Origin of the sequence: Arcicella aquatica, assembly GCF_034928825.1 — a bacterium.
GTDB classification, from domain to species: domain Bacteria; phylum Bacteroidota; class Bacteroidia; order Cytophagales; family Spirosomataceae; genus Arcicella; species Arcicella aquatica.
In genome coordinates, this window is the sequence record NZ_JAYFUL010000053.1 from 1 (window position 1) to 12,698 (window position 12,698).

At 35.6% G+C, this 12,698-nt stretch carries 8 protein-coding genes; 4 read left to right on the forward strand and 4 right to left on the reverse strand.

Annotated elements, in window-relative coordinates:
* Positions 1–136 precede the first annotated feature (136 nt).
* Positions 137–2,125 (reverse strand): OmpA family protein, encoded by a 1,989-nt coding sequence (locus tag VB264_RS21410; protein WP_323252830.1) that lies wholly within the window; start codon positions 2,123–2,125, stop codon positions 137–139.
* Between the two features lie 563 nt (positions 2,126–2,688).
* On the opposite strand from VB264_RS21410, the gene VB264_RS21415 reads away from it, so the two are divergent.
* Positions 2,689–4,707 carry a pseudouridine synthase gene (locus VB264_RS21415; protein ID WP_323252832.1) on the forward strand — a complete coding sequence of 673 codons (2,019 nt, stop codon included), beginning with the start codon at positions 2,689–2,691 and terminating at the stop codon, positions 4,705–4,707.
* A 372-nt stretch (positions 4,708–5,079) separates the two neighbouring features.
* On the opposite strand, the gene VB264_RS21420 is transcribed toward VB264_RS21415, so the two are convergent.
* Together VB264_RS21420 and VB264_RS21425 are read right to left on the reverse strand one after the other, a co-directional pair.
* Positions 5,080–6,006, reverse strand: a complete 927-nt coding sequence (locus VB264_RS21420; protein ID WP_309921905.1) for a helix-turn-helix domain-containing protein — start codon at positions 6,004–6,006, stop codon at positions 5,080–5,082.
* Positions 6,007–6,550: 544 nt separating this feature from the next.
* Positions 6,551–7,324, reverse strand: coding sequence for an enoyl-CoA hydratase/isomerase family protein (locus tag VB264_RS21425; RefSeq protein WP_323252835.1), 774 nt, complete (start codon positions 7,322–7,324; stop codon positions 6,551–6,553).
* A 172-nt stretch (positions 7,325–7,496) separates the two neighbouring features.
* Here VB264_RS21425 and VB264_RS21430 point away from each other — a divergent pair, with 172 nt between their 5' ends.
* Positions 7,497–8,645 (forward strand): acyl-CoA dehydrogenase family protein, encoded by a 1,149-nt coding sequence (locus VB264_RS21430; protein WP_323252837.1) that lies wholly within the window; start codon positions 7,497–7,499, stop codon positions 8,643–8,645.
* A gap of 376 nt (positions 8,646–9,021) precedes the next feature.
* Positions 9,022–9,867 (forward strand): LytR/AlgR family response regulator transcription factor, encoded by an 846-nt coding sequence (locus VB264_RS21435; protein WP_323252839.1) that lies wholly within the window; start codon positions 9,022–9,024, stop codon positions 9,865–9,867.
* Between the two features lie 5 nt (positions 9,868–9,872).
* Here the strand turns inward: VB264_RS21435 and dacB are convergent, their stop codons facing one another.
* A complete protein-coding gene (dacB, locus tag VB264_RS21440; RefSeq protein WP_323252841.1) occupies positions 9,873–11,177 on the reverse strand; it encodes a D-alanyl-D-alanine carboxypeptidase/D-alanyl-D-alanine endopeptidase in 1,305 nt (434 codons plus the stop codon).
* Between the two features lie 250 nt (positions 11,178–11,427).
* Between dacB and VB264_RS21445 the strand changes: the two genes are divergently transcribed.
* The gene (locus VB264_RS21445) at positions 11,428–12,489 is read left to right on the forward strand and encodes a ferredoxin--NADP reductase (RefSeq protein WP_323252843.1); all 1,062 of its coding nucleotides are present in this window, start codon (positions 11,428–11,430) and stop codon (positions 12,487–12,489) included.
* Positions 12,490–12,698 lie beyond the last annotated feature (209 nt).

The window sequence follows — 12,698 nt, forward strand, 5'->3', positions numbered from 1 at the left end:
TCTCTTAAAATATTTAGAATTCTTCAAATTCGACTTTAGAAAATTAGGAATGGAAAATTATAGCGTTCTATAAAATTGACCATTAAAAAGAGGCTATCCTTTTGGGACAGCCTCTTTTTTAGTTAATAGTCGATTATTACTTCACCGACAACACTTTAAATTCTGTTCTACGGTTTAGCTGATGCTCTTCCTCTGTACAGTTTACACCATCAGCACATTTGTTTACTAGCTGACTTTCGCCATAACCTTTCGCGACAATTCTGGATGGAGCAATCCCCTTTGAAATGATATAGGCTACTGCTGCATCTGCTCTTCGTTGCGATAATTTAGCATTGTATTCTGCTGTTGCTCTGGAGTCAGTATGCGAACCTAATTCTAGCTTAATAGTTGGGTTATCATTTAAGATTTGTACGATTTTATCTAATTCTGGCGAAGCATCACTTCTAATATTAGCTTTATCTAAATCATAATAAATTGGTGCGATTTGGAAGATTTTCGTAATCTCTTTTCCTACTTCTGGCTTATCTAATTTTATTGATGCATAGAAAGTAGTATCTGTTTCCGCTTTGGTTAAAAGTTCTAAAGGTATTGATTTCCCAACCATCGTAAAGGGCTCACGCTTGGTAAAATAACCATTCTTTTCAGTTACAATCGTGTAAGATTTATCTTCTTCCATTTTCACCTTGCCAAACGTACCTTCTGCTTTGGTATAAATCTCATCAATCGCTTGATTAGTTGAATTATCAATAATTGCCACCTTTACTTCGTCAAGGGGCTGATTATTCATATCGGTAATGCTTCCTGCCAAAAAGTAACGGATAATTTTCTTTTTAGGCGTTTCTTTAGCAATTACTGGTACATCGTACTTTTTATCAGGCTGTGTATTTTCGTAATAATAAATATCGTCATCTCCTTTCCCTGAATCTCGGTTTGAGGCAAAATATCCTTTTGTAGAATCAATGGCTACTAACCCAAAATCATCAAACCGGGAATTCAATGGAATCCCTAAATGCTCTACCGTGATTTCTCCATTTTTACGAACAGCCATAAATAAGTCTAAACCGCCTAGTCCTGCATGTCCATCTGAAGAGAAATATAATTTTCCATCCGAAGAAACATAAGGGAACATTTCATCACCAGCGGTATTAATATCTGAGCCTAAATTAATGGCTCTGCCGAATCTTCCTGCATTATCAATATTAGCACGATATAAATCTATTCCTCCTTTTCCTCCAGCACGGTTAGACCCAAAATAAAGTGTTTTATTATCGGCCGAGAAAGACGGACAACCGTCCCAAGCTAGTGAGTCAGACACTGAAATCATTTCGGGTTCTGTCCAAACGCCATCTATATTTTTTGAAATGTATAAATCTACATCTGGTGATTCGTCCGAACGCTTGCCTGCATTTCCTCTAGCAAACACCATCGTTTTACCATCTTTAGAAAATGTTGGCGTTCCTTCATTCGCATTATTTTTAAAGATTGTCGTGCTAAAAAGCGAAGGGTTTCCTAATTCGGTTGGACTGTTCAGCGAAGCTCTGTATAATCCTAAGTAAGGCAAGCCATTATTTTTATAGATAATATCTTTGCGTGAAGCCGTAAAAATCAAATCATTTCCTTGAATAATGGGTGCAAATTCTGCTCCTGTAGAATTAATATTCAATGGCTTTAATTCAATATACGTTTTTTTATTGGCCAAAGCCTCTACTTCTTCTAACTGGTCTATTTCTGCCTGTGCTTTGTTTTTATATATTTTACTAGGCACGCCAGAAAGGTATTTCTCTAGATTTTGGGCAGCTTCTTGGTATTTACCCTGCATTTTCTGAGTAGTCGCTAAATGATAACGCAAATCATTTTCTCTACTCCCAGCAGCCAATGCTTTTTCGTAATATTCACCTGCGAGAATCGCACGATTGGATAATCGATAAGACTCCGCAATTAAATAATTTGTTTTACCCAATTCGTAATTTGCTGCAGATGCCTTTTGTAATTCTTTAATGGCTAGTTCATATTCACCATTGTCAAATTTTTTCTGACCTTTTTTAAACGATTGTAATGCTGAATTACAGCTATTCAACAAGATAACCGCTGCGAAAAGAGATATAAGTTGACGAAATTTTTGCATAGTTTTCTTTAAGAGAATTGATTTGATTAATCTGAGAACCTCGTATCTGGGCATTCAGCTCATTACTAAGTTTCAACTTTAATTATTGTCTTTGCTTGGTATTAATATAAAACTGAAAACATTCAGCATTACGGTAAATATAACCATTTTATAAACGAGTTTTTGTCTAAAATGATTGTACTTAATAGATTTTAATTTAGCGTGAGGAATCAAAGCAAACTAAAATCTAAAAAATCACCTCTACGAGCCATCTGTTTTATCTAAAAACACGCTATGATTTACCTATAAATGCTACTAAAAAAATCATCAAAAAAAATATTTACAAATTTGTACTTTAATAAGTATCTAAAATATAAAATTTATTGTACCTTTGCGAGCCTTTTACTAAAAGGTAGTATTTAAGTTTCTGAAAGTGAATAACTTATTTTTTATTTAGTAATATTTTACCTCACGAACAAGTAGCTTAAAAAATTTATTTTACAGCAGTGATGTTGCAATATTTTAACTAAGACATCTGCGATTTAGAACAGACAATATTTCTAAAATCGTTGATAAAATTAACAATGAGAAAGCGAATCGAAAAAGAAGATTTGGGCTTCGAAAGAAGACAACAAACTCGTGAAAGAAAAGACGAGTTAAGCCGCGAATTAGGACGTGAAGTGCCTGCAAGAAGGACTTACGGAGGTGATGCAGAACGCAGACCACAGGGTGAAAAAAGAGAGTTTAGCTCTGAACGCCGTGATTTTAAACCACAAGGTGAAAGAAGAGAATTCAACTCAGGGGAACGTCGTGAATTCAAACCACAAGGCGAAAGAAGAGAATTTAACGCTAGTGAACGTCGTGAGTTCAAACCACAAGGTGAAAGAAGAGAATTTAACTCGGGTGAGCGTCGTGAGTTCAAACCACAAGGCGAAAGAAGAGAATTTAACGCTGGAGAGCGTCGTGAATTCAAACCACAAGGTGAAAGAAGAGAATTCAACTCAGGAGAGCGTCGTGAGTTCAAACCACAAGGTGAAAGAAGAGAATTCAACTCAGGGGAACGTCGTGAATTCAAGCCACAAGGTGAAAGAAGAGAATTTAACGCTGGTGAACGTCGTGAATTCAAACCACAAGGTGAAAGAAGAGAATTTAACTCGGGTGAGCGTCGTGAATTTAAACCACAAGGCGAAAGAAGAGAATTTAATTCGGGTGAACGTCGTGAATTCAAACCACAGGGCGAAAGAAGAGAATTTAACTCAGAACGTCGTGAGTTCAAACCACAAGGTGAAAGAAGAGAATTTAATTCGGGTGAACGTCGTGAATTCAAACCACAAGGCGAAAGAAGAGAGTTCAACTCAGGGGAACGTAGTGAGTTCAAACCACAAGGCGAAAGAAGAGAGTTTAACTCTGGCGAACGTCGTGAGTTCAAACCACAGGGTGAAAGAAGAGAATTTAATTCGGGCGAACGTCGTGAATTCAAACCACAAGGTGAAAGAAGAGAATTCAATTCTGGTGAACGTCGTGAGTTCAAACCACAAGGTGAAAAAAGAGAATTTAACTCAGAGCGTCGTGATTTTAAACCACAAGGTGATAAACCAGCTTTTGAACGCAAAGAGTTTGTAGATAAAAGAAAACCTGTTGGCAAAAGATTTGATAAAGGAGACTTTAACAAACCACGCCCAGATGCAGGAAGTTTTGAAAAAAAAAGTAGAAGCGAAAGACCCGAAAAAACATTTGGTTCAGCCAAAGCAAATTTTGGAGGCGACAATCTATTTAAAGCACACAGACCTGTAGAACAGTCTGATAAATGGACGCCAAGCTACAAGCTTGATAAATACAAAGACGCTGCTCCTAAAAAAGTGCAGAAATTGATTGAAAAATCAGAGAAGCAATCATTAGAGGTACGTTTGAATCGTTATATTGCTAACTCTGGTGTTTGTTCTCGTCGCGAAGCTGATGATTTAATCAAAGCGGGTGAAATCAGAGTAAATGGTGCGGTAGTTACTGAAATGGGGTATCAAGTAAAGCCAGGGGATATTGTTAAGTACGGTAGTAAAAAGTTGAATCGTGAGAAAATGGTTTATGTGTTGGTAAACAAACCTAAAGATTTTATCACTACAACTGAAGACCCTAACGACCGTAAAACTGTAATGGATTTAGTGAAAAATGCTTGTGAAGAACGTATCTACCCTGTAGGTCGTTTGGATAGAAACACGACAGGTCTATTATTGTTAACAAACGATGGTGAATTAGCAGATAAATTGACTCACCCTTCAAACGAAATTGAAAAATTATACCAAGTAGAATTGGATAAGCCTTTAACACAAGAGCATTTCGAGAAAATTAAAGGAGGTATTACTTTAGAAGACGGTGAAATAAAAGCGGATGATTTAGGAATTGTTACGCCAGATGGAATGGTAGTAGGTATCAAAATCCACTCGGGTCGTAATAGAATTGTTAGACGTATTTTTGAATCATTAGGATACGAAGTATTGAAACTTGACAGAACTACTTTTGCTGGCTTAGACAAAAAAGATTTACCAAGAGGAACTTGGCGTTTCTTGTCAGAAAGAGAAGTAGTGAAATTGAAGTTTTTTAAATAGTAGCTTTCAGACTTCGGATATCGGATGTAGGCTTTATAGAATTATGATAAAAGCTTTGCAGGATTTTCTGCGAAGCTTTTATTTTTACGAGTATTTCTTAATAAAGTTTCTGTTATTAATAGAGCTTTCATATCAATAGAAATAGCAGAAATTACCCGTAGCGGTAACCCTCGCGGTTACCGTTTATTGTATCAGCACCAGACGGTAACCGCAAGGGTTACCACTACGTATTTTATGCAAAAAAACATACTCATTAAAAAAGCCACTGAATTTGATTCAGCGGCTTTTTTAATATCAAAACAATTTTTATAAAACTTGCTAAAGCAAAGACTTAAAGCCGAAAGCTGACATCCGAAGTCCGAAAGCTCCTTATTACAAATTCATTAACGACTCTCTGCGTCTCATTTTTCCTGCTGGAATACCAAACATCATTTTGAAACGACGACAGAAATATGCAGTATCTTTATAACCTACATCAGCACCGATGGCACGAATAGATTTCTTAGAAGTTCTTAACAAACCTACGGCAGCTTCCATTCTTTGATATTCGATATAATCTTGTGGATTGATACCTGTCAACATCTTGAAATATTGCCCAACGTAGTCTTCAGAAACGTTTGCAACGTTTGCTAATACTTTATTTGACAAGTCTCCACCGATATTATCTTTGATATAAGCAAAGATGTCAATTAAGCGTGGATCTTTGAAATAAGTACTGTTTGTTGCTAATTGTTCAACAAACAAACGGTTTTTGATGATGTAACGAATAATTTCGATAACAATCTCTTCCGTTTTAATTTTAATAACACGTCCTTTTCCAAGGATATCCGTCATATCTTCTTTCAAAATTTCCGCTAACATGTGTGCTAGTTTGTCGTCTCTTTTGATTAAGAATGGAGGAATATCTAAAGAAGTAAAGAAGTTTACCGAATCAAAAACTTTTGCTTCAAAAGCAACCATCCCGAAAGAGTTTTCGATTTGGCCAATTCTTGATGGTTCAAGGTTATATTCAAAATAAGACTCTCTGTGAGTCATAAATTCTTCATTTGAAATAGCCTTTGGTTTATCAGCACTACCATACGTTATCGAAAGCATCTTACCTCCAGGGATAAAAAGCATGTCGCCAACCTCAGCATGGATAGCCTCTTCACCAAAAGAAACCTCACCGTTGTACAAAATCAAGAGTGTATTTTCTACATCATAAAAGTTTTTGATACGGATAGGTTGTAATATTCTAATGTTACGTGACTTAATAAACTTCACGCCGAGCGATTCTATTATCTTATTATAATCTTCCATTTTGCATCGTAATTTGGGTAATTGGAATTATAGAGCATTTAATTTTGGACAAAACTAATAAATCCATGTAAAATTCCAAAATTAAATGTAAAAAAGTCTTATATAATTATTTTACGGTAAAATAGTTCCGCTATTCAAATTTATTGTAATATCCTAAGAATTGAAAATTTGTTAGATTTTTTTTTCAAAATTTAATATTTGGAATTTTAGGGGATTTCTATAAAAACAATTATTTTAAAAAAAAATGATGCTCTCCAAAACACTATAACTATAGAAAGAACTTGCGTTTTTTAAGAAAATCAAGTTATATTTCTTCTTCAAATATTACAAAAAATTACTGAAGATTCCAGAAACCTTTGAGTAATTATTTTTAAATAATTGGAAGATTAAAACTAAGTAATATTTCTTATCAAAAAAGGCATTTAATAGGTATAAAATCGCAAATATATACAAAGCTAAAAACTGATAATATTTACTTTAAATATCATAAAAAGGAAATAAACTATCCAGCCTTCAAATTATACTATTTAGGGCATGGAGATAATCAATGCTGCTGTGTAAAGGTTTGTAAGGTCTCTTTAGTAAAACTACTCAGTACAAGTTTTCCACTGATTTCTGCCCTTTCCTCTAAAAGTGTATCCCAATGGTCAGTATTTTTCCAAAAGATTTTCTTTAACGCTGTTAGCGCTGCTGGATTGTAGGAAGATAGGCGTGTGGCCAAATCAATGATGGCTTTGTCCATTTCATCTACCGTTTCGAATACCTCCATAAATAAGCCTTTTTCTTTTGCCCAATTAGCCGAAAAAAAATCTGTGGCATTCAACGCCAATGTGGCAAATGAGGAAAGTCCTATTTTTCGTTCAACGGCAGGTTCAATCACGGCAGGAATTATTCCTATTGTTAGCTCACTTAATTTGATGGCAGCAAACTTGGTTGCCAAACAATAATCAGCAGTAGCGGCTAGGCCTACCCCTCCTCCAATAGCCTTCCCTTGAATGCGTCCAATAATTATTTTAGGAGATTTTCTACAAGCATTAATCACTTTTGCAAAACCTGTAAAAAATATTTTGCCAGCATCTCTATCATTGATTGCCATCAATTCATTAAAATCTGCTCCCGAACAAAAAGTTCTCTCTCCTTCACTTTGCAGAATAATGATTTGTACTTCCTCTTGTTCCCCTAAGTTTTCTATGGCTATTGCTAATTCTTCCAAAAGTACAATAGACATTGAATTAGTAGGCGGATTACCAAACACGAGCTTTACCACACCCAATCCTAGTGGCTCTATCCTAATGCTATGCATTTTAGGTTGTTGCATAATAAAATTATTTTTAGATATTACATCATTATTTCTATTTCAATATTATTAAATTACAACAATCTAAAGGAATAATTTTATATTATAACAGTTTTTTATCATAAGAAATTATGACAAAAAAGCCCTTTTTATTTCCATTTAAACAATCTCAACAAACAATTTAACATTAAAAATGTACAAATCAGAACAATTAACATTAGTCCGACAAACTGCCAAAGAATTTGCCGAACGTAAAATAAGGCCTCATATCATGGAATGGGACGAAGCCCAGACTTTCCCGATTGAATTAATGAAACAATTGGGCGAACAAGGTTTCTTGGGTGTACTCGTCCCCGAAGAATATGGCGGAGCAGGTTTAGGCTACCACGAATACGTTGCCATTATCGACGAAATCGCACAGGTTTGTGGCTCAATCGGCTTGTCGGTTGCTGCTCATAATTCACTGTGCACCAATCATATCTTACAATTTGGTTCAGAAATTCAAAAAAAGCAATATTTACCCCAACTTGCTTCTGGTAATTTTATTGGTGCATGGGCCTTGACCGAAGCCAACACGGGTTCAGACTCCGCTAGAATGCAGTGTGTGGCTCGTCGCAAAGGAGATAATTATATCATCAATGGCGCTAAATGTTGGATTACACACGGTAAATCGGGCGACATAGTCGTTGTAATGACACGTACAGGAGAGTCTGGAACAAAAGACAACGCTACCGCTTTTATTGTAGAACGTTCAAACCCTGGGTTGAAATTTGGCAAGAAAGAAAATAAATTGGGTATGCGTGCTTCTGAAACGGCCGAGGTGATTTTGGAAGATTGTATTGTACCATCATCTGCCCGCTTAGGAAATGAAGGCGATGGTTTTAAGCAAGCCATGAAGATTTTAGATGGTGGTAGAATTTCTATCGCTGCCCTTTCGTTGGGTATTGCCAAAGGTGCAATGGCAGCTGCGGCTCGTTATGCACAGGAACGTCAACAATTTGGACAAGCTATTGCCAATTTTCAAGGCATCAGTTTTAAATTGGCAGAAATGGCGACTAAAATTCATGGAGCAGAATTGATGACGCACCATGCAGCCGACCTTAAAATGGAAGGTACACATTTAACCAAAGAGGCCGCCATGGCAAAATTTTACGCTTCAGAAGTAGCTGTAGAAGTAGCGACGGACGCTGTGCAAATATTTGGTGGGTATGGTTATACCAAAGATTTTCCTGTTGAAAAATTCTATCGTGATGCCAAACTTTGTACCATTGGTGAAGGAACATCCGAAATTCAAAAAATTGTCATTGCCAGAGAGGTATTAAAAGAGTATCCTATTATTTAATCAATTATCCTCTGCATATTAAAAATATATGCAGAGGATAATTTTTAAGTAATTTATTTCTATCTCAAAAAGTTTTATGCTATTTAGGCGTCAGCATTTAGTGAAATTCCACTGTTTGAGCGATAGCGAGTCGGTTCGCCGATGCGATTGGAATTTCTTGACTTTCTTTTGCGGTCCGCCGCGCGGTTACTTTTCTTGTGTCAAGACAAGAAAAGTAAGGTCTTACGAAATGAAATATTGTTTTTGGGATATTAACCAAATATAATTCCCACACATATTCTAAGTATTATTCCACTCTTGCAATTATTTAGCCTTTCTTCTTCTTAATTTTGTAATCGATTAATTAACAACTAAACCGTAATTGATTCTATTACAAATGTTAAAGATTCTTAGACAACCCTATCCGCATAACGATTCTACTAGACGCAAGCTTTTTTTGTCGTTCGGGGCAGGTATTTTCATTTCATCTTTCTTAATTTTCTTCGAGCCATTTGGTATTGCCAATTGGCAGAATCCTCAAAAAAACTTATTACTCTCAGGCTTTGGCATCATTACTACTGCGATGATGCTTTTTATCTATTTTGGTATTCAAAGGCTTTTTCCAAAGTTTTTTCAAGAAGAACAGTGGACTGTCGGGAGAGAGATATTCATGGTAGCACTCAATTTTTGCTCAATTACGGCTATCAACATCCTTTACTCACAACATTATTTCTCTAATGGTTTTAATCTATTGGGCTTTATTTCAATGATTATTTACACTTTTGTGCTGGGCGTTTTTCCTGCCACAGCGATTATTTTAATCAATTACATTTATTATTTAAAACAATACAGTAAACCTCCGCAACCTAGTCATCTTCCCGAAAAACACGCAATACATGATGAGTCAGATGAAATAAACCTGATTGCCGAAAATGGAAAAGACAAAATTCAATTGAATACTGATTCGTTTTATTACATTGAATCAAGTGATAACTATTCTACCGTGGTATTTAAACAAAACGAAGATTTTAAAAAGGATTTAATCAGAAGTAGCTTAACCCGTTTAGAAAGTCAGACACAACAAAAACAAATTGTTCGTTGTCATCGCTCTTTTATTGTGAATCTCGACAAAGTTGAACGTGTTTCGGGCAATGCCCAAGGCTATAAATTACACCTTACCGAAAGCAATTTTATCATTCCTGTAGCCCGCAGATACTCTCAGATTGTCTATGAATTAAAATAGTAAACTTAGTTTTGCTCATGTACTTCTGTCAGGATTTCACTTACTTCTTTTCTAATCTCTGACATTGGTTTCATAAAGCTATTGTTCATAATACTAAAAATTAACACTTTACCTTTTTTAGTAACCAAATAACCACTTAGATTATAATTATTGCTAAAAGAACCCGATTTAGCAAAAATGAATGGCTTTTCTGTAGACGATAAACTTTTCAACGTACCCGATTTGCCAGCGGCTGGTAAAAGCTGAAAAAGTCTTTCTTGTGGCACGATTTGGTAAATATTTTGCAATAATTTCACTATACTTCTTGGTGTGAATAAATTATAACGTGAAAGTCCAGAGCCATCTACCCATCTTGAAACATCTGGCAAGTCTGTCATAAATTTCTTTTTCACGGCATCAATCCCTTTGCTTACATTCAATTCTCCCGTCAAAGCATCAGCATTCAGTACCATTAGATGTTCTGCAATCATGTTATCACTTACATGTAACATTCTTTTGTATAAACTATCTGCGGGAAGGCTATAAAATGTTTTGGCAGATTTATTCAAGGCTTTATTAATCAAAGTCACTTCTTTTTTTAATGTATCGCTCAATAGAGCAACAGTAATATCTAAACCAGTTTTGAAGGGTACATCTTGTTCAAAAGTAGGCTTCATTTTTTGAAGGCTTGGATGACTAAACAAATTAGCGCCTAGGTCACGCTGAATAGAAAAGCTATTGGTATTCGACCATTCGTACACTTTATTTTCAAAGAATTTTGGTGATACATTTAATGTATTTTGTCCATTAGCTTTGAATCTTACAACATTTCCATGAATAGGAAATCCTGATATTTCAGCCGCATAATCATCATTATAATCATCCCAAGCCCAGCCTTGTCCAAAAAATGAACCTGTGAAATTATCATTAGAGAAGTATATTTTCTCAGGGCGACTTTTCAAAAAATCATATCCTTTGCTTTTAGCTAAATCTGGATGAAGGAAAGAAGGGTCTCCCGTTCCCCAAACAATTAAAGAATCGCCAGTAACTTGATAATGAAAAGCAGGAATAGAATCTCCTAAGGTTTTTAGACTAGCATAAAAAGTAAAGAGCTTGGTATTGGAAGCAGGCATAAAAAAACGATTTGCCTCTTGTTCAAATACAGTCTTTTGTTCGGTTATATCATAAAAAACAACACCTGTTTGGTTTTGAGAAAACACTTCTGATTGTTGAATTAATCGAGCAGTGGATTTCATCCGTACTTTGCTAGTACTGCACGAAAAAGAAATAATAACTACCAAAAACATCAAACAAGTAAGGAAACGCTTCATAAACATCAAATAATTTTAGGGATTATGCTGATAACATTGAGGAAATCAACGGAAAATACACATTTTTCCTACACCAAAATCATAAAGCAAGATATATTGTTTTGTGTGATTCTCAGTCTAGAATGTGTCCAAAAGTATTTTCTTCATTACCTTTGTAGTGCTATAACTTAGTCTTGGTAAAACTCCTAGGCTAAATTTCAGTTATCTAATTAGATTAATATTATTCCATAAAATATTTCGTAATCATAAAATGTCTGTAAAATATTTTCATCTCACAGTAAAAGAAATCATCGACGAAACGCCCGATACAAAAACCTTTACTTTTTGGCACCCTGTACATCAATCTGTTAGTTACAAAGCTGGTCAATTTCTTACGTTAATACCTGTTATTAATGGACAAAAAGTGCGTAGAAGTTACTCTATGTCAAGTTCGCCTAATAAAGATGCTTCTATTGCAGTAACTGTAAAGCGTGTACCTGGTGGTTTAGTGTCTAATTATCTGTGCGACTCAGTAAAAGTAGGTGATGCTATCGAGGTGATGGAACCGATGGGGCATTTTGTGGTTGAACCAAACCCGATGAAAGAGCGTACTATCGTGCTTTTTGGTGGAGGGTCTGGAGTTACGCCTTTGATGTCTATTCTGAAATCTGTTTTACCTGTAGAACAAGGCTCAAAAGTATATTTGGTATATGGCTCAAGAAGTGAGGAAGATATTATTTTCAGAAAACAATTAATCGAATTAGAGCTAAAATATGAAGGTCGGTTCAAAGTATTACACATACTTACGAAGCCTTCTTATACTTGGACGGGCTACAAAACACGTATCAATCAAGCATCAGCGGTAATTTTCTTGAAGCAAGACCTTGCTATTGATATTGCCAAAGCTGAATACTACCTATGCGGACCAGAAGGAATGATGGAACAAGTAGAAAATGCGTTGAAGATGTTTAATGTCTCTACGGAAAATATTCATAAAGAACATTTTGGAAGTGTAGGTTCACATGAAATCCTTGTAGAGGAAGAAGATGATTCTATCAAAGCACAAACTGTGACGATTCAATACGAAGGCAATGAATATGAAGTACTGGTAAAGCCCCATGAAACGATTCTGGAGGCTGCCTTGCGTGAAGATATTGATTTGCCATATTCGTGTCAGGCAGGGATGTGTACTGCTTGTTTAGGTAAATGTGTGGCTGGAAAAGTACACATGGACGAAGAAGACGGACTTACGGAGAAGGAAATTAAACAAGGCTATATCCTTACTTGTGTATCTCACCCAAAAACGGCTGGGGTTGTTATTGAGGTTGAGTAGGTTATACAACTAGTTTATATAATTTTTAAAAGGTTGATATTAGAAGCGATTAGTGCTTTCAATATCAACCTTTTTATTTTATACTCATTGATTTTTCATCTGAAAGCCGATCTCCGAAAGCTGATTGCTTTTTTTACCCGCTGATTTTCGGAGATTTAAAACCGCAGATTAACGCTGATTTTTAAAAGCTAAAATCCGAAAGCTGATTG